The sequence below is a fragment of the Sphingomonas metalli genome (assembly GCF_014641735.1).
Taxonomy (GTDB): domain Bacteria; phylum Pseudomonadota; class Alphaproteobacteria; order Sphingomonadales; family Sphingomonadaceae; genus Sphingomonas; species Sphingomonas metalli.
Genome location: NZ_BMIH01000003.1, coordinates 468,101 through 484,938 on the forward strand (window position 1 = coordinate 468,101; position 16,838 = coordinate 484,938).

General features: G+C 68.3%; 17 protein-coding genes. 8 read left to right on the forward strand and 9 right to left on the reverse strand.

The genetic code is table 11. The features are described from left to right. Positions 1 to 5: 5 nt before the first annotated feature. Positions 6 to 2,129, reverse strand: a complete 2,124-nt coding sequence (locus IEX18_RS12520; RefSeq protein WP_188659092.1) for a prolyl oligopeptidase family serine peptidase — start codon at positions 2,127 to 2,129, stop codon at positions 6 to 8. A 111-nt stretch (positions 2,130 to 2,240) separates the two neighbouring features. Between IEX18_RS12520 and IEX18_RS12525 the strand changes: the two genes are divergently transcribed. After that, positions 2,241 to 3,635 (forward strand): MFS transporter, encoded by a 1,395-nt coding sequence (locus IEX18_RS12525; RefSeq protein WP_188659093.1) that lies wholly within the window; start codon positions 2,241 to 2,243, stop codon positions 3,633 to 3,635. A 7-nt stretch (positions 3,636 to 3,642) separates the two neighbouring features. Here the strand turns inward: IEX18_RS12525 and IEX18_RS12530 are convergent, their stop codons facing one another. Further along, positions 3,643 to 5,397, reverse strand: a complete 1,755-nt coding sequence (locus IEX18_RS12530; RefSeq protein WP_188659094.1) for a DUF885 domain-containing protein — start codon at positions 5,395 to 5,397, stop codon at positions 3,643 to 3,645. Between the two features lie 106 nt (positions 5,398 to 5,503). Here IEX18_RS12530 and IEX18_RS12535 point away from each other — a divergent pair, with 106 nt between their 5' ends. Further along, positions 5,504 to 6,331, forward strand: a complete 828-nt coding sequence (locus IEX18_RS12535; protein WP_188659095.1) for an alpha/beta fold hydrolase — start codon at positions 5,504 to 5,506, stop codon at positions 6,329 to 6,331. Between the two features lie 86 nt (positions 6,332 to 6,417). Here IEX18_RS12535 and IEX18_RS12540 read toward each other — a convergent pair whose 3' ends face one another. After that, positions 6,418 to 6,744 carry an FtsB family cell division protein gene (locus IEX18_RS12540; protein ID WP_229664550.1) on the reverse strand — a complete coding sequence of 109 codons (327 nt, stop codon included), beginning with the start codon at positions 6,742 to 6,744 and terminating at the stop codon, positions 6,418 to 6,420. Continuing rightward, positions 6,744 to 8,024 (reverse strand): phosphopyruvate hydratase, encoded by a 1,281-nt coding sequence (eno, locus tag IEX18_RS12545; RefSeq protein ID WP_188659096.1) that lies wholly within the window; start codon positions 8,022 to 8,024, stop codon positions 6,744 to 6,746. The genes IEX18_RS12540 and eno overlap by 1 nt, the downstream gene beginning before the upstream one ends. Positions 8,025 to 8,160: 136 nt before the next feature. Between eno and IEX18_RS12550 the strand changes: the two genes are divergently transcribed. From IEX18_RS12550 to IEX18_RS12570, 5 genes are all read left to right on the forward strand, one after another. Continuing rightward, a complete protein-coding gene (locus tag IEX18_RS12550; RefSeq protein ID WP_229664551.1) occupies positions 8,161 to 8,682 on the forward strand; it encodes a hypothetical protein in 522 nt (173 codons plus the stop codon). A gap of 7 nt (positions 8,683 to 8,689) precedes the next feature. Beyond that, a complete protein-coding gene (locus IEX18_RS12555; RefSeq protein WP_188659097.1) occupies positions 8,690 to 9,031 on the forward strand; it encodes a phage holin family protein in 342 nt (113 codons plus the stop codon). Further along, entirely contained in the window at positions 9,028 to 9,321 is a 294-nt protein-coding gene (locus IEX18_RS12560) for a DUF3618 domain-containing protein (protein WP_188659098.1), read from the forward strand. Before IEX18_RS12555 ends, IEX18_RS12560 begins: the two co-directional genes overlap by 4 nt. Positions 9,322 to 9,325: 4 nt before the next feature. Beyond that, complete coding sequence (locus IEX18_RS12565; RefSeq protein ID WP_188659099.1) at positions 9,326 to 9,760, forward strand: hypothetical protein; 435 nt, start codon at positions 9,326 to 9,328, stop codon at positions 9,758 to 9,760. 94 nt (positions 9,761 to 9,854) lie between these two features. After that, a complete protein-coding gene (locus IEX18_RS12570; protein WP_188659100.1) occupies positions 9,855 to 10,076 on the forward strand; it encodes a DUF4170 domain-containing protein in 222 nt (73 codons plus the stop codon). 64 nt (positions 10,077 to 10,140) lie between these two features. Here IEX18_RS12570 and IEX18_RS12575 read toward each other — a convergent pair whose 3' ends face one another. From IEX18_RS12575 to carA, 5 genes are all read right to left on the reverse strand, one after another. Next, complete coding sequence (locus IEX18_RS12575; RefSeq protein ID WP_308419345.1) at positions 10,141 to 10,776, reverse strand: rhomboid family intramembrane serine protease; 636 nt, start codon at positions 10,774 to 10,776, stop codon at positions 10,141 to 10,143. A gap of 1 nt (position 10,777) precedes the next feature. Next, complete coding sequence (greA, locus tag IEX18_RS12580) at positions 10,778 to 11,254, reverse strand: transcription elongation factor GreA (RefSeq protein ID WP_188659101.1); 477 nt, start codon at positions 11,252 to 11,254, stop codon at positions 10,778 to 10,780. Between the two features lie 77 nt (positions 11,255 to 11,331). After that, positions 11,332 to 14,679 (reverse strand): carbamoyl-phosphate synthase large subunit, encoded by a 3,348-nt coding sequence (gene carB, locus IEX18_RS12585; protein WP_188659102.1) that lies wholly within the window; start codon positions 14,677 to 14,679, stop codon positions 11,332 to 11,334. A gap of 1 nt (position 14,680) precedes the next feature. After that, complete coding sequence (locus IEX18_RS12590) at positions 14,681 to 15,001, reverse strand: ribonuclease E inhibitor RraB (protein WP_188659103.1); 321 nt, start codon at positions 14,999 to 15,001, stop codon at positions 14,681 to 14,683. Continuing rightward, positions 14,998 to 16,188: a glutamine-hydrolyzing carbamoyl-phosphate synthase small subunit gene (gene carA, locus IEX18_RS12595; RefSeq protein ID WP_188659104.1), complete on the reverse strand. Its 1,191-nt coding sequence runs from the start codon at positions 16,186 to 16,188 to the stop codon at positions 14,998 to 15,000. The genes IEX18_RS12590 and carA overlap by 4 nt, the downstream gene beginning before the upstream one ends. A gap of 145 nt (positions 16,189 to 16,333) precedes the next feature. Here carA and IEX18_RS12600 point away from each other — a divergent pair, with 145 nt between their 5' ends. After that, positions 16,334 to 16,786 carry a GatB/YqeY domain-containing protein gene (locus tag IEX18_RS12600; RefSeq protein WP_188659105.1) on the forward strand — a complete coding sequence of 151 codons (453 nt, stop codon included), beginning with the start codon at positions 16,334 to 16,336 and terminating at the stop codon, positions 16,784 to 16,786. Positions 16,787 to 16,838: the final 52 nt, after the last annotated feature.

Consider the following 16,838-nt stretch of genomic DNA (forward strand, 5'->3'; position numbering starts at 1 on the left):
ACCTGTTACTTCGCGGCGGTCTGCGAAGCCGTCGACGGTCCCATCAGCTTCTGCGCGAAATAGGTCATCTGCAGGGCATCCAGCTTTGCCCGCTGGGCGATGTCGGCATCGCCCGAATGGCCGCCGGCCGTGTCCTCGTAGAAGAAATAGGGCATGCCATATTCCTTCATCCGCGCGGCGAACTTGCGGGCGTGCTGCGGCCCGACCCGATCGTCCTTCGTCGTCGTCCAGATATAGGGCTCGGGATAGACCGCGCCCTTCTTCAGATTGGCATAGGGCGAGATGCGGCGCAGGAAGGCCGCCTCCGCGGGCTTGTCGATCGAGCCATATTCGTCCTCCCAGGACGCGCCTGCGGCGATCTGCTGGTAGCGGACCATGTCGAGGAGCGGAACGCCGATCGAGACCGCCTTCCAGAGGTCCGGCTGCTGGGTCATCTCGACCCCCATCAGCAGGCCGCCGTTCGAGCCGCCATAGATGCCGAGCTTCTGCGCGCTCGTGATCTTGCGGGCGAACAGGTCGCGCGCCACCGAGGCGAAATCGTCGTAGATCACCTGCCGCTTGGTCTTGCGACCAGCATCGTGCCAGGCGGGGCCGAATTCGCCGCCGCCCCGGATATTGGCCAGCACGAACGCGCCGCCATTCTCCAGCCACAGCTTGCCCGTCGCGCCGAGATAGGTCGGCAGGCGCGAGATCTCGAAGCCGCCATAGGCGGTCATGATCGTCGGCGTGCTGCCGTCGAGCGGGCGGTCGCGCCGGTGGACGACGAAGTAGGGCACCCTGGTGCCGTCGGTCGACGTCGCCTCGAACTGCTCGACGACCTGTCCGGTCGCATCGAAGCGCGCCGGCAGCGCCTTCACCGTGCGGGGCGCGGCGGTTCCGGCGGCGTCGATCGTCTGGAGCATGGTGGGCGTGACGAACCCGGTGACGGTCATATAGGCGGTGTTGCTGCGGTCGGTGGTGCTGGCGAAGCCGACCGCCATGTTGTCGGCGACCGGCACGTCGCGCGACGTCCATCCCGCGCCGCCGGGAGCGAAGATCGACACGCGGCCGCGGACATTGTCGGTATAGGACACCAGCACCCGGTCGCGGGTCAGTGCCACGCCCTGTACCGCCTGGCGCGGCGTCGGCTTGAACAGCAGCCTGGGGTTCGCCTCGCCGCGCTGGATCTCGGCGACCGGCACCCAGGCGATCGCGCCGGCCGGGATCGGTCCCCACGGATCGCTCGTCTCGAAGATCACCCGCCCCTCGACCAGCCCGACCGGCTGGGCGCGCGGCGGGATCGCCAGCGTCTTCGTGCCCTGCGGCGTCCACACCAGCGTGTCCCCGCCGAAGAAGGTCTGGCGGCGGCCGATCAGCACGACGCGGTTGCCCTTCGCATCGGTCAGCGTGCGGGCGTAGCTGCCGAGCTGGTCGGTTACCGCGCCGCGGAAGACCTCAGTCGCCGCAGCGAGCGGCTGGCCGCGCTTCACCATCTTCACGACGAAGGGATAGCTGGAGTTGGTCATCGTCCCCTGCCCCCAGTCGCGGCTGACCAGGAGCGTGTCGCGATCGATCCAGGTCGCACCCTGCTTGCTCTTCGGGAGGGCGAAGCCATCGGGCACGAACCGGCCGGTCTGAAGGTCGAATTCGCGCATCGACTCTGCGTCCTCGCCGCCCTCCGACAGCTGGACGAGGCAATAGCGCTCCTCGGGCGGCAGGCAGGTGGCGCCGTGCCAGACCCATTGCTTGCCTTCCGCCTTGCCGAGCGCGTCGACATCGAGCGCGACGGTCCATTTCGGGTTGGCGGACGCATAGTCGGCCTCGCTCGTCCAGCGCCACAGCCCGCGCGGATGCTCGGCGTCGCGCCAAAAATTGTAGATACGCCCGAAGGTCTGTTCCGGCATCGGGATCCGATCGGTCGCGGAGGCGATCGCCAGCGCCTGCTGGTAGAAGGTCGCGTAGCGCGGGTCGCTCTGCAGCCGGGACAGGGTGCGGGCATTCTCGCCCTCGACCCAGGCCAGCGGCCTGGCGCCATCCTTGTCCTCCAGCCAGATATAGGGATCGTCGGTCATGGCCGCGGTCTGCGCCAGCGCCCCGCTCCCCGCAAGGATCGCCGCCGCCGCTACCAGCCACCGTGTCTTCGCCCGCATGCAAGTATCTCCTGTGATCCCCCGGTTCTAGGGACATGGAGCCGGGCCGATCAACCCGCGCCGGCCCGGCGGAACGGACCCGGAAGGCCGGTCGCGCCGTTTTGCGCAGCCATGACCGACGGACTTCCCAAGCCGCGCCGCCTGATCGCGATCGCCGCCATTTCCGCAGGCACCGCGCTGGTGGTGGTCGATGGCGCGATCGCCACCGTGGCGCTGCCGACGATCGCGCGCGACCTGCACGTCCCCGCCAGTGCGGCCGTGGCGGTCGTCACCGTCTACCAGCTGGTTCTGGTCATGACGCTGCTACCCTTTTCGGGGCTGGGCGACCGGGTGGGGCTGAAGCGGCTGTACCAATGGGGGCAGCTGCTCTTCACCGTCTCGACCGCGCTATGCTTCTTCGCCAACAGCCTGCCCTTCCTGCTGATCGTGCGCGCGGCGCAAGCCCTGGGCGCGGCGATGGCGCTCAGCGTGTCGTCGGCGCTGCTCCGCTCCATCTATCCCGCCAAGCAACTCGGCCGCGGGCTCGGCATCAACTCCGTCGTCGTGTCGAGCTCCGCGGCGCTGGCACCGACGCTGGGCGGCGTCATCCTCGGCCTCGCATCCTGGCCCTGGGTCTTCGCCAGCGCGGTGCCCTTCGCGATCGCAAGCCTGCTCCTCGGCCGCGCCCTGCCCGACGTTCCGACGCGCGAAGGGCGGTTCGACGTGCCCGGCGCCGTCATGTGCGCGGCGATGTTCGGCCTGGTGATCGGCGGACTCGAGACTGCGGTGCATGGCGACAGCCCGGTCGTGTCGGCCGCCATCGTGTTGGTCGGCGCGATCGTCGGCTGGATCTTCGTGCGCCGCGAGCAGGGCGAGACGGCGCCGATCCTGCCAGTCGACCTGCTGGGGCGGCCGGTGCTCGCCCTGTCCACGCTGGGCGCCTTCACCGCCTTCATCGCGACGATGACGCTGCTTCTGTCCCTGCCCTTCCGCCTCCAGACCGAATTCGGTTTCTCGCCGGGCGGCGTCGGCGCGGCGATCGCGCCCTGGCCGCTGACCACGATGGTGGTGGCGCCGATCGCGGGCTGGCTGTCCGACCGCTATCCGGCGGGCCTGCTCGGCGGGATCGGCATGGCCGTGGCGATCGGCGGACTGATCGCGCTGGCGCTGCTGCCGTCCGGGGCGGGCTATGGCGATATCGCATGGCGCATGGCGGTCACCGGGAGCGGCTTCGGCCTGTTCCTGTCGCCCAACGCGCGGCTGATCATCGGCTCCGCGCCGCGCGAGCGGGCGGCGGCGGCGGGTGGCCTGATCTCGACGACGCGTATGGTCGGGCAGACCACCGGAGCGACCCTCGTCGCCGCGCTGCTTGCGCTCGGCCTGGGTTCGGGCCGGATGCCGGCGCTGCTGGCCGCCGGCCTCGCCCTGATCGCCGGACTGTGCAGCCTCGCCCGGCTCAATCCGGCGATCCGCAATCCCCCGCGCGACGAAGCAGCAGACGCGCAGCCCGGCGCGCAGGTGCGGTGACGCGCGATCAGAAGACCGCGCGCGCCGTCGGCTCACCCATCATCGCCTGCCGTACCAGCGGGATCGGCGGACCACCGAAGCTGAGGAAGCGATCGTGGAACGCCTTCCAGCCGGCGCGGCCGCCGTGCCCGGCGGTCCAGTCCGCCCGCAGGCGGCGGATCATGAGCTTGCCCATCGCATAGTTGAGATAGCCGGGATCGTAGGTTCCCCGCGCCGCCTGCTGCCGGGCATTGCCCTCGTCCTGGAAGCATTGCTCGACGAACAATCGGCGCGACTGATCCTGGGTCATCCCGCCAGTGTGCAGTCCGATCGCCGACAGGAAGCGGCAGTCGCGCAGCAGCGCGTTGGACAGCTGGCCGATATGGACCTCCGGATCGCCATGGCCGAGCCCTGCCTCCCACATCATCTCCTCCGCATAATGCGCCCAACCTTCGGCGAAGGCATAGCCGACGAAGATGCGCCCGAAGAGCGACGGCGAACGGTTGGCGTGCAGGAACTGGAGAAAATGTCCCGGCATCACCTCGTGCACCGAGGTGAAGAGGAGATTGTCCCTGCCGACGACGAAGCCGTCGCGCGTCTTCTGGTCCCAGCTCGGATCGGGCGGCGCGATATAGTAGATGGACGGGATGTTCTTCTCGAACGGCCCGGGCGGATCGAGATAGGCGGCGTTCTGCCGCATATAGGGCGGCGCCTCCTCGACCAGCGCCTTCTCGGTGCCGGGGATGGTGACGAGATCCTGATCCACGACGAACTGGCGCAGGACCGGGATCTGGCGCCGTGCCTCCGCGACCGGGCCGCCGGCGGGCTTGTTCGCGTTCATCCTGTCGACGCAGGCCGGCACCGTGGCGCCGGGGGCGAACTGCGCGCAGGCGGCGACCAGCGCGGCCCGGTTGCGGGCCAGGTCGGCGCGGCCGATCCGCTCCAGCTCGGCGATCGGCGTATCGACGCCCTCGGTGGCAAGCAGCATCCGCTGGAAGCGCGGCGCACCGAGCGCGAAGCTGCCTCCGGCGGACTTCCCCTCCTGACGCAGCCATCCACCCAGCGACCGCATCGCAGCCGCGGCACTGGCGGCCGTCGCCTTCAGCTCGGCCTGCAGGGCCGGGTCGCGGACGGCGGCGAAGGCCCGGACCGCGTCGCCCTCATAGTAGTCGGCAAAGCCGTCGAAGGTCACCGCGCCATAGCTCGACAGGGCGAGCGGCATCGGCATCGCGAGATTGGCGCGGATCTGGGCGGCGCCGGCGGGAACGGCGCGAAAGAAGCGGATCAGCGCCAGCGCCCGGGTCGGCGCATCCGCATAGTCGCGGGCGACATAGACGTTCGGATCGAGGCCGGCGGTCGCATACCATTGCGGGTTGCGATGGGGCTGGTCGGCATCCTCCAGCCAGAACAGCCGGCCTTCGCTGACCTTGATCAGGTAATCGCGTTCGAACCGGTCCTGCCCGGCCAGTCCGGTCATGGCGCGGGCACTGGTAATCGCGCGGCGATAGAAGTCGCCGAGCCGCTTCAGACCGGACGGGCTCCAGTCCTGCAACCGGCCGTCGAGATCGTGCCGGCCCTGATACACCGCGAAGCCGGGATCCAGACGGAACAGCTCCTCGACATAGGCGTCGCGAAATGTGGCCCAAGCAATGCTCCCGGCCGACGCGGGGGACGCCGTCGCCCGGGTCGACGACGCCCGGGTCGCCGACGCTGTCGGCGCAGTCGCCGCGCCCGGCGCCGCCATGAGCAGTGCCGCCACCGTCGCCACGATCGCTCTGGTCATGTTCACCCCCCTCATGGCCCGGCACCGTACCCTGGCATTTCGTATACCATCGACGGGAACGCTCATAAGGTCAAGCCGTTGACCGGCCTCAGCCACGGAGAGCGTCATGCCCTATATCAAGACCCGCGACGGCACGGACATCTATGTCAAGGATTGGGGCAGCGGCCGCCCGGTCATCCTGCTGCATGGATGGCCGCTCAATGCCGACAGCTGGGACGCGCAGGCCATGGCGCTCGCCGATGCGGGCTTCCGCGCTATCGCCTATGACCGGCGTGGCTTCGGGCGGTCCGGTCAGCCTTGGTCGGGATACGACTATGACACGCTCGCCGACGACCTCGCCGACGTGATGAAGGAAGCCGGCGCCGACCAGGATGCGGCGGTGATCGGCTTCTCGATGGGTGGCGGCGAAGTGGCGCGCTATATGAGCCGCCATGACGGCCGCGGCGTCGCGGCCGCCGGGCTGATCGCCTCGGTCGTGCCCTACATGCTGAAGACCGAGGACAATCCCGACGGCACGCCGCAGTCGACCTTCGACCAGATCGGCGACGGGATCCTGAAGGATCGGGCCAAATTCTTCCGGCACACCTTCACGCCGCAATTCTACGGCGTCGGCTATATTTCGCATCCGGTCAGCGACGACGTGCTGGACTGGTCGACCGCACTGGCGATGCAGGCCGGGCTGAAGCCGACCCTCGCCTGCGCGCAGGCGTTCAGCCATACCGATTTCCGTCCCGACCTTCCCGCCTTCCGCGTGCCGACGCTGATCGTCCACGGGACGGGCGACCAGACCGTGCCGATCGACGCTTCGGCGCGCGCCGCGGCGGCCGGGATCGGGAACAGCCAGTTGGTGGAATATGACGGCGCGCCGCACGGGCTCAACGTCACGCATTCGGACCGGCTGACGCAGGACCTGCTGACCTTCCTTGGCCGGTAGGAGCGGTTTGCCCGTCAGGGCGTCAGGAATGCCAGCACCGGATCGCACGCCATCGCCCCGTTATGCGGGCGGTGGCGTTGCGGCGGCTATTTGCGGTCGAGCGGCACGATCACCTCGTCGGGATGCGTGACGTTCAGTTCCTTGCGGACCATCTCGTCGACCATGTCCGGATTGGCATGGTCGGGGTCGAGCAGCGCCACGCGATTGCGCAGCACCGCCCGCTTGCGGTCGAGCGCGGCATAGTCCTGCTCGCGCTTGACCAGCTGGCGCTTATAGTCCCCCAGCGCCAGCAGCCCGTTCGGACCCAGCACCGCATAGCCGCCGAAGAACGCCATCACCGTCACGACCAGCGCCGGCAGCGCGGCGCGGCGCAGCGTCTGGCGGAACGCCGATGGCTTCTTCCTGGCGGCCATCAGGCGCCGATCAGCACGTCGCGCCCGGCATAGCGCGCGGCATCGCCCAGTTCTTCCTCGATCCGGATCAGCTGGTTGTACTTGGCGAGCCGGTCCGAGCGGGCGAGCGAGCCGGTCTTGATCTGACCGCAATTGGTCGCGACCGCCAGGTCGGCGATCGTCGCATCCTCGGTCTCGCCCGAACGGTGGCTCATCACCGCGGTATAGCGCGCCCGCTGCGCCATCGAAACCGCCTCCAGCGTCTCTGTCAGCGTGCCGATCTGGTTGACCTTCACCAGCAACGAATTGGCGAGCCCGTCCTTGATCCCCTGCCGCAGACGCTTGGGGTTGGTGACGAACAGGTCGTCGCCGACCAGCTGGACCTTGTCGCCGATCAGGTCGGTCAGCGCCTTCCAGCCCTCAAAATCGTCCTCGGCCATCCCGTCCTCGATCGACAGGATCGGATAGCGAAGGGTCAGGTCGGCCAGGTATTCGGCCATTTCGTGGCTGGAGAGGATCCGGCCCTCGCCAGAGATGTCGTAGCGGCCGTCCTTGAAGAATTCGGACGCGGCGCAGTCGAGCGCGAGCATCACGTCGTCGCCGGGACGATAGCCTGCCGTCTCCACCGCCTTCATGATGAAATCGAGCGCGTCGGTCGTCGAGGCGATGTTGGGGGCGAAGCCGCCCTCGTCGCCGACGCCAGTCGCCAGCCCCTGCTCGTGCAGCGCCTTCTTGAGGGTGTGGAAGATCTCGGAGCCGCAGCGAACCGCCTCGACGATGCTCGACGCACCGACGGGCATGATCATGAATTCCTGGAAGTCGATCGGATTGTCGGCATGCTCGCCGCCGTTGATGATGTTCATCATCGGCACCGGCAGCAGGTGCGCGGCGACTCCGCCGACATAGCGGTAGAGCGGCAGGCCGCGGGCATCCGCCGCCGCCTTCGCCACGGCCAGGCTGACGCCGAGGATCGCATTGGCGCCAAGGCGGCCCTTGTTCTCGGTGCCGTCCAGCTCGATCATCGCCGCGTCGATATCGGCCTGATCCTCGGCATCCAGGCCGACGATCTTCTCGACGATCTCGCCGTTGACCGCCTCGACCGCCTGCTCGACGCCCTTGCCGCCCCAGCGGCTCTTGTCGCCGTCGCGCTTCTCGACCGCTTCATGCGCGCCGGTCGATGCGCCCGACGGCACGGCGGCGCGGCCGAAGCTGCCATCCTCCAGCAGGACGTCGACCTCGACGGTCGGATTGCCGCGGCTGTCGAGGATCTGGCGGGCATGAATGTCGATGATCGCGGTCAACTGGCTGCTCCGTAACTTGCTGCGCTGCGCCCTGTATAGCGCGCCAAGGCGGCGGGCAATCGATAGCGGCCGTTGCGCGGGTGGAACCGTCCCCGTTAAGGCTGGTTGACGCCGCGAACAGCCGAGGAATTGGACCATGGCCGATAACGAGCTTAAACCCCTGAACGACGGCGATATCACGCCGCCCCCTGCAACCACCGAGTTCCAGCCGGCCGCGCCGCTGAAGGATCAGGGCGTCGATTTCGCCGCCGAGTCTACGGCATCCGAGACCGGTTCGGGCCGGACCGCGGACGCCAAGCAGGCGATCCGCGATGGCGCCGGCAAGGTGACCCAGCAGGCCGGCGAGCGCATCCGCGCCTTCGCCGACGACGGCAAGGCGCGGGCCGGCTCCGCGCTCGACCAGCTGTCGCAGATGCTCACCGACGCGGCGGCGCAGGTCGACGAGAAGCTGGGCGGCCAATATGGCGACTATGCCCGCTCGGCCGCCGGCCAGGTGCAGGGCTTCTCCGACACGATCCGCAACAAGGACGTGGACGAGCTGCTCGAGGACGCCCGCCAGCTCGTGAAGGCGAGTCCCGCCGTCGCGGTCGGCGTCGCCGCTGCGCTCGGCTTCGTCGTTGCGCGCCTGGTACAGTCCGGCCTCGAAAACCGGGACTGATCGGCGGATGCCCGTAACCGTCGAACCTGATCCCGTCGTGACGGACGGGGTCGCGTCGCTCGTCGGCCAGCTGGTCGAGGACGGCCGGTCGCTCGTGTCCGCCGAGATCGCGCTCTATCGCGCCAAGGCCGGCGAGCGGATCGCCGCCTATCGCACGGCGGCGATTTTCTTCGGTGCGGCGGCCGTTCTGGGCCTCGCGGCCCTGATCGCATTGCTGGTCGGGCTGATCTTCGCGCTCGCACCGGCGGTCGGACCCTGGCTGGCTACGGCGATCGTCGTCGGTGTGGTGCTCGTGCTGGCGGCCGTGCTCGCACTGGTCGGCAAGTCGAAACTCGGAGGTTCGGCATGACGGATGCGCGTGCCAATCTCGCCGCGGCCGAGGCCCGCGCGGCAGAGGCGCGCGCGCGCCTGTCCGGCACCGTCGCGCGACTGCAGGCCCGGCTCGATCCCAAGATGCTGGCCGAAGACGCCAAGCAGGCAGGCATCCATGCCGCGCGAGCAGGTGTCGACAGCGCCCGTCGGAACCCCGGCATGGTCACGGCGGCCGTCGCCGTCGCGGGACTGTTCCTGGGGCGGCATCGCATCTTCGCGCTTTTCTCCCGGTCTGACCGGGATCATCCTGTTTCCAAGAAGGATTGAGATCATGACCACGCCCCATGCCGATCCCGCCACCGGTTCGGACAGCAGCTACGAAAAGGTGCGCGCGAGCGCGACCCGCGGGCTCCACGACGCGCGCGAAAAGGCGGCGGACGCCGCGCAGAAGACCGCTTCCGCGATCGAGACGAATCCGCTCGCCATCCTGGTCGGCGGCGCGGCGATCGGTGCACTGGCCGGCGCGCTGATCCCGCGCTCGGCGCGCGAGAAGGAGTTGCTGGCGCCGCTCGGCTCGCGGCTGGGCGCGACGGCCAAGCAGGCCTTTGCCGCCGCCCGCGAGGCCGGCAAGCAGGAACTCAGCAATGCCGGGCTGACAGCCGATGCGGCGAAGGAGCGCGGGCGGTCGCTGCTCGACGGTTTCGGCAAGGCGCTGGCCAGCGCGGGCAGCGCCGCGGCCGACAGCGCCAAGCGCGGATCGAACTGACGGCAGGCGGCGGCGTTTCGGCGCCGCCGCCACCTGTACATGCTGCGGGTGCGAACCATTGCGAGCGGCTCACGCGACGCCTAGAAGCGCGGCTATGAGCAAACTCCATCTCGTATTCGGCGGCCGGGTCCGCGACCCGCAGACGCTCGACTTCGTCGACCCGAGCCAGCTCGAGGTCGTCGGCATCTTCCCGGATTACGCCAGCGCGGAAAAGGCGTGGCGCGCGGCCGCACAGCGGACCGTGGACGATGCGGAAATGCGCTTCGTCGTCGTCCATCTCCATCGGCTGCTCGAGCCCGACCAGCCGATCGGATGAGCCTGATCGCCGCCCCGGGTCGATCGCCCGGGGTCGGCGGGGGCCCGTCACCGCGATCGGCCTATCAGGCGCGGCGGTAGCGCCAGCGGAGCAGCGGCCGGGCGAGGATCAGGCCCACGACGAAGCCGCCGATATGCGCGCCGATCGCGATGTTGAGCCCGCCCAGCCCGGCCAGTCCGGTAAGCAGCTGGATGCCGATCCAGGCCGCCGCCAGCCAGAGCACGTGCAGCACGTGGCTCGACACCGGGCCCCAGCCGCGCGGACGGCGCTCGGCGAAAAGGATGGCATAGGCCCCGATCACGGCCGCGATCGCGCCGCTCGCTCCGATCATCGGCACGCTCGACGCGGGATCGGTGCCATATTGCGCGGCAGCGGCCGCATAGGCGCCCAGCACATAGACGAGCGCCGTAGAGCCGCCTCCCAAGGCGCGCTCCAGCCGCGGTCCGCAGAAGCACAGGACGACGAGGTTGAGCGCCAGATGCGCGAAGCCGCCATGGATCAGCGTCGCGGTCAGCGGGGTCAGCGCATTGGGGACCGCCACCGGATCGCTCTCGCCGACCGCAGCCAGCAGCCGGACCGGGATGAAGCCGCCGGTCGCGGCCGCCCATGGCACCAGCCCGGTGAGGATCAGCAGGATGGAGACGATCGCGGTCGCGCCCGCGATCGCGACAATCACCGGCGTGTCGCGCAGCTCGCCCACGTCAGATGAATTCGATCTTCGACACGACGTAATAGCGATCGCCGGCGGGCACCGACACCTCGACCTCGTCGTCGACCCGGCGGCCGATCAGCGCGCGGCCCAGCGGCGAGTTATAGCTGATCCGACCGGTCTTCGCGTCCGCCTCGGTCTGGCCGACGATCTGGTACTTGACCGGCTTGTCGTCCTCGTCGAGCAGCGTCACCGTCGCGCCGAAGACGATCTTGTCGCCCGACAGGTCGCGCGGGTCGATGATCTGGGCGCGGCTCAGCTTGTCCTCGATATCGGCGATCGACGCCTCGATCTGGCCCTGCCGCTCCTTGGCCGCATGATATTCGGCATTTTCGGACAGGTCGCCATGCGCGCGGGCTTCCTCGATCGCGTCGACGATCTGCGGCCGTTCTACTTTCAGACGCTTCAGGTCTGCGCTGAGCTTGTCATGGCCCTCTTGCAGCATCGGCATCTTTTCGACGGTCGCCATTATTTTGTCCCCAAATCGATCACCCGAACGGCCCCGTCGTTCCGGGGCCGCCCGCACAGCACCTGTCGTTGTCGGGATCAGTTGTGCGATTGCGAATAATAGGCCTGCAAGGGTCGCACTTCAAGAAGCCCGCTGCCGGAGCGATCCGCCGCGGCCGCCGCGATCGCCTTGGCAGCCTCCAGACTGGCCGGTGCCGTGGTGAAATAGGGGATCTTGCCGGACAGCGCCGCCTGCCGGATCGGCGTCGAGTCCTTCAGGCTCTGCCAGCCTTCGGTGGTGTTGAAGATCAGGTCGATCCCCTTGTCCATGATCCGGTCGACGATATGGGGGCGGCCCTGCGCGACCTTGTTGATCCGCTCGACCGGCAGGCCCGCGGCAGCAAGATGGTCCGCGGTGCCGCCGGTGGCGACGATCGCGAACCCCGCCTCGGCCAGCAGCCGGGCGGCGGGGACGATATGATCCTTGTCCGTGTCCTTGACGCTGACGAACACCGCGCCGCCGGTCGGCAGCACCGTGCCGGCGCCGAGCTGCGACTTCATGAAGGCCTGGGTAAAGTCGGGAGCGATGCCCATGACTTCGCCGGTGGACTTCATCTCGGGTGACAGGACCGGATCGACGCCGGGGAAGCGGTTGAACGGGAAGACGGCTTCCTTGACCGCGTAATAGGCGATATCGCGGTCGATCGCCGGCAGGTTGCGGAGCTTCTCGCCGGCCATCACGCGCGCGGCGATCTTGGCGATGGGCGTGCCGATCGCCTTGGCGACGAACGGCACGGTGCGGCTGGCGCGCGGGTTCACCTCGATCAGATAGACCTTGCCGTCCTTCACCGCGAACTGGATGTTCATCAGCCCGCGCACGCCGAGCCCGCGGGCCAGGGCCTCGGCCTGGCGCTCGATCTCTTCGACGATCTCGTGCGGCAGGCTGTAGGGCGGGATCGAGCAGGCGCTGTCGCCCGAATGGACCCCCGCCTCCTCGATATGCTGGAGGATGCCGGCGACCACCACGTCGTCCCCGTCGCACAGCGCATCGACATCGACCTCAATCGCATCGCGCAGATACTGGTCGATCAGAACCGGTGCCTCGCCAGACACCTGCACCGCGGTCTGGATATAGTCCTCGAGCTGCGAAGGACCGTCGACGATCTCCATCGCGCGGCCGCCCAGCACGAAGCTGGGCCGCATCAGCACCGGATAGCCGACGCGGTCGGCGACGATCAGCGCCTCCTCGCGGCTGCGGGCGATGCCGTTCTTGGGCTGGAGCAGCCGCAGCCGGTCGACCAAAGCCGCGAACTGCTCGCGGTCCTCGGCCAGATCGATCGCGGCAGGGCTGGTGCCGAGGATCGGGATCCCCGCCGCCTCCAGCGCCCGTGCGAGGTTCAGCGGCGTCTGCCCACCGAACTGGACGATCACGCCGACCAGCTCGCCCCGGCTCTTCTCGACGTCGAGGATCGCCAGCACGTCTTCCGCGGTCAGCGGCTCGAAATAGAGGCGGTCGGACGTGTCATAGTCGGTGCTCACCGTCTCCGGATTGCAGTTGACCATGATCGTCTCATAGCCGGCGTCGGCCAGCGCGAAGCAGGCATGGCAGCAGCAATAGTCGAACTCGATGCCCTGCCCGATCCGGTTGGGCCCGCCGCCCAGGATCACGACCTTGCGCCGGTCGCTCGGCTGCGCCTCGTCCTCGGGCTCGCCGAAGCTCGGCCCCTCATAGGTCGAGTACATATAGGGCGTCCTGGCGTCGAACTCGGCGGCGCAGGTGTCGATCCGCTTGAAGACGGGACGCACGCCCAGCTTCAGCCGGTGCGCGCGCACCTCGTCCTCGGTGACGCCGCCGGTCATCATCTTGACGACCTCGTGGATCAGGCCCGAGCCGCGCGCGATGCCGCGATCCATGCCGCGCAGGTTCGCCGACTGGAGCGCGAGCCACGCCAGCCGCTTGTCGGAAAAGCCCATCGCCTTCAGCCGGCGCATCCCCGCCGCGTCCTGCGGCAGGCCGTTCGCCATCACCTCATTTTCGGCGGCGACGATCTCGGCGATCCGCTCGAGGAACCAGGGATCGTATTTTGCGATCGCATGCACCTCGGCAACGGTGAAGCCCTCGCGCAGCGCCTGCGCCGCGATCAGCAGCCGGTCGGGCGTCGGGCGCGCCAGCGCCGCCTCGATCTCCGCGCGCGGCGCGCCCACCAGCCGCTCGACATGGTTGAAGCCGGACAGGCCGGTCTCCAGCCCGCGCAGCGCCTTCTGCATCGATTCGTGGATGTTGCGGCCGATCGCCATCACCTCGCCGACCGACTTCATCGCGGTGCCGAGGATTGGCTCCGAGCCCTTGAACTTCTCGAAGGCGAAGCGCGGGATCTTGGTGACGACATAGTCGATCGTCGGCTCGAAGCTGGCGGGCGTCGCGCCGGTGATGTCGTTCTCGATCTCGTCGAGCGTGTAGCCGACCGCCAGCTTGGCGGCGACCTTGGCGATCGGGAAGCCGGTCGCCTTGGACGCGAGCGCCGACGAGCGCGACACGCGCGGATTCATCTCGATGACGATCAAGCGGCCGTCCTTCGGATTGACCGCGAACTGTACGTTCGAACCGCCCGTTTCGACGCCGATTTCCCGGAGTACCGCGATCGATGCGTTGCGCATGATCTGATATTCCTTGTCGGTCAGCGTCAGCGCCGGCGCGACGGTGATCGAGTCGCCCGTATGGACGCCCATCGGGTCGATATTTTCAATCGAGCAGATGATGATGGCATTGTCGGCGCGATCGCGCACGACCTCCATCTCATATTCCTTCCAGCCGAGCAGCGACTCCTCGATCAGCACCTCGGTGGTCGGCGAGGCGTCCAGCCCCTTGCGCACGATCTCGAGGAATTCGGCGCGGTTATAGGCGACGCCGCCGCCGGTGCCGCCCAGCGTGAAGCTGGGCCGGATGATCGCCGGCAGCCCGACCTTCTCCAGCCCCTCCAGCGCCTCGGCCTCGGTATGCGCGATCGCGGAGCGGGCGGATTCGAGCCCGATCTTGTCCATCGCATCGCGGAACTTCAGCCGGTCCTCGGCCTTGTCGATCGCCTCGGCATCGGCACCGATCATCTGGACGCCGAACTTCTCCAGCGTGCCGTCGCGGAACAGCGCCAGCGCGGTGTTGAGCGCGGTCTGGCCGCCCATCGTCGGCAGGACGGCGTCGGGCCGCTCCTTCTCGATGATCCGCGCGACGACCGCGGGCGTGATCGGCTCGACATAGGTCGCGTCGGCAAGCTCCGGATCGGTCATGATCGTGGCCGGGTTGGAGTTGACGAGGACGATGCGATAGCCCTCCTCCTTCAACGCCTTGATCGCCTGCGTGCCCGAATAGTCGAACTCGCACGCCTGCCCGATGACGATCGGCCCCGCGCCGATGACGAGGATGGAGGAGATGTCGGTGCGTTTTGGCATGTCAGTTCGGCTTCTCGATTGACGTTTCCCAGCCATCGTAGGTGACGTTCAGGCCCGACAGGGCCTGTTCGACATCGGCCATCATTTCGGAAACTGAGTTATCCAAGAGATCGGTGATTTTCGTCGCGACTAGCCGAAAATCATCCGCTCCCCGTGCGAGTTCAACTTCCTGCCAGCCTGGCCTCTCCAGCCGTTCGGCAACATCGTAAAGTTCGGCCCTGTCACCGTAGAAAAAATGCATGACAGGGCGCGGAACCGCAGGATGATCGCCGTGCTCTTTAAGCTGACTAAGAACTGATCGATCAGCGCCACTTACGGTCATTTCCGGAGAAACCCCACAAACCGCTCGAACAGATACAGGCTGTCCTGCGGCCCCGGGCTGGCCTCGGGATGATATTGCACGCTGAAGGCCGACCGGTCGGTCAGCTCCAGTCCCGCGTTCGAACCGTCGAACAGCGACACATGCGTCTCGCGCGCGTTGGCGGGCAGCGAGTCCCGCTCGACCGCGAAGCCATGGTTCATGCTGGTGATTTCGACCGCGCCGTCGGACAGGCGCTTGACCGGATGGTTGGCGCCGCGATGGCCCTGAAACATCTTGGTCGTGCGCGCGCCGACCGCCAGCGCCAGGAGCTGGTGGCCGAGGCAGATGCCGAACAACGGGATGCCCGCGTCCAGCACCTGCCGGATCACCGGTACCGCATATTCGCCCGTCGCCGCCGGATCGCCGGGGCCGTTCGACAGGAACACGCCCGCCGGCTTCAGCGCCGCGATCTGATCAAAGGTCGCAGTTGCCGGCAGCACCGTCACCTTCGCTCCCGCGAGAGCAAGGTTGCGGAAGATGTTGCGCTTGCTGCCATAATCGATCGCGACGACATGCGGCCGATCGCTGTCGTCGACGCGATCGTCATAGCCGAAGCCGAGCCGCCAGATGCCGCCCTGCCAGCCATAATGCGTCTCGGTGGAGACGGTCCTGGCGAGGTCCATCCCCTCCAGCCCCGGCCAGCTGCGCGCCATGTCATGGAGCAGGTCGAGGTCGAACTCGCCCTTGGCCGAATGGGCGATCACGCCGTTCGGGGCGCCGCCCTCGCGGATGCGGCGGGTCAGCGCGCGGGTGTCGATGCCGGCAAGGCCGATGCGGGCGTGGCGCTGCATCCAGCCGTCCAGCCGTTCCATCGCCCGGAAGTTGGAGGGTTCGGTCGGCACCTCGCGCACGATCATGCCCAGCGCATGGGGGCCGTCCGCCTCGATATCGTCGGGGTTCGCGCCGACATTGCCGATATGCGGAAAGGTGAAGGCGATCATCTGCCCCGCGAAGCTGGGGTCGGTCATGATCTCCTGATAGCCGGTCATCGCGGTGTGGAAGCACACCTCGCCTACCGCCTCGCCCTCGGCGCCGAAACCATGGCCCCAGATCACCTCGCCGCTGGCAAGGACCAGGCAGCCGGTGGCCCCGTCCGGGCGGGCCGGTGCGGGCTTTTCGGGCACGGCAATGGGTGTGGCGTCGGCCATGATGCGGCGGGCACTCCTGTCAGTTCGTCGGCGATGTCGCTAAGTGCCGCCCGCTAGACCCCCGACCCCCGCAGGTCAACCGGTGTACGCACCCGCGCGCGTCCGCTAGAGCAGCGCTTTTCCGCTCAGACCACGGGACCGTTCGATGATCCGCGACGATATCAAGGCCGCGCAGCTGGCCGCCATGAAGGCCGGCGACAAGGAGGCGCGCGCCGCCATCTCCCTGATCCAGGCCGCGATCAAGAACCGCGATATCGAGGCGCGCACCGGCTCCGCTCCCGCCGACGACGACACGCTGGTGGTCGAGGTGCTGCAGAAGATGGTGAAGCAGCGCCGCGAGTCGATCACCATGTACGAACAGGGCGGCCGCCCCGAACTCGCCGAGGCCGAGGCGCGCGAGGTCGCCGTGATCGAACGCTTCCTGCCCCAGCAGATGAGCGAGGACGAGACGCGGGCGGCGATCGAGGCGATCAAGGGCGAACTCGGCGCGACCGGGATGAAGGACATGGGCCGGGTGATGGCCGAGCTGAAGGCGCGCCACGCAGCGACGCTCGACATGAGCAAGGCGAGCGGGCTGGTGAAGGCGGCTCTGGCGTAAGTGGGACACGAGGGCGTTCCGCGCCCCTTCCGCGATCGGGAGGGGACCTAGG

Excerpts from the sequence above, each read along its gene's own strand:
- IEX18_RS12520 (WP_188659092.1), bottom strand. The coding sequence starts at position 2,129 with ATGCGGGCGAAGACACGGTGGCTGGTAGCGGCGGCGGCGATCCTTGCG.
- IEX18_RS12525 (WP_188659093.1), top strand. The coding sequence starts at position 2,241 with ATGACCGACGGACTTCCCAAGCCGCGCCGCCTGATCGCGATCGCCGCC.
- IEX18_RS12530 (WP_188659094.1), bottom strand. The coding sequence starts at position 5,397 with ATGACCAGAGCGATCGTGGCGACGGTGGCGGCACTGCTCATGGCGGCG.
- IEX18_RS12535 (WP_188659095.1), top strand. The coding sequence starts at position 5,504 with ATGCCCTATATCAAGACCCGCGACGGCACGGACATCTATGTCAAGGAT.
- IEX18_RS12540 (WP_229664550.1), bottom strand. The coding sequence starts at position 6,744 with ATGGCCGCCAGGAAGAAGCCATCGGCGTTCCGCCAGACGCTGCGCCGC.
- IEX18_RS12550 (WP_229664551.1), top strand. The coding sequence starts at position 8,161 with ATGGCCGATAACGAGCTTAAACCCCTGAACGACGGCGATATCACGCCG.
- IEX18_RS12555 (WP_188659097.1), top strand. The coding sequence starts at position 8,690 with ATGCCCGTAACCGTCGAACCTGATCCCGTCGTGACGGACGGGGTCGCG.
- IEX18_RS12560 (WP_188659098.1), top strand. The coding sequence starts at position 9,028 with ATGACGGATGCGCGTGCCAATCTCGCCGCGGCCGAGGCCCGCGCGGCA.
- IEX18_RS12565 (WP_188659099.1), top strand. The coding sequence starts at position 9,326 with ATGACCACGCCCCATGCCGATCCCGCCACCGGTTCGGACAGCAGCTAC.
- IEX18_RS12570 (WP_188659100.1), top strand. The coding sequence starts at position 9,855 with ATGAGCAAACTCCATCTCGTATTCGGCGGCCGGGTCCGCGACCCGCAG.
- greA (WP_188659101.1), bottom strand. The coding sequence starts at position 11,254 with ATGGCGACCGTCGAAAAGATGCCGATGCTGCAAGAGGGCCATGACAAG.
- carB (WP_188659102.1), bottom strand. The coding sequence starts at position 14,679 with ATGCCAAAACGCACCGACATCTCCTCCATCCTCGTCATCGGCGCGGGG.
- IEX18_RS12590 (WP_188659103.1), bottom strand. The coding sequence starts at position 15,001 with ATGACCGTAAGTGGCGCTGATCGATCAGTTCTTAGTCAGCTTAAAGAG.
- carA (WP_188659104.1), bottom strand. The coding sequence starts at position 16,188 with ATGGCCGACGCCACACCCATTGCCGTGCCCGAAAAGCCCGCACCGGCC.
- IEX18_RS12600 (WP_188659105.1), top strand. The coding sequence starts at position 16,334 with ATGATCCGCGACGATATCAAGGCCGCGCAGCTGGCCGCCATGAAGGCC.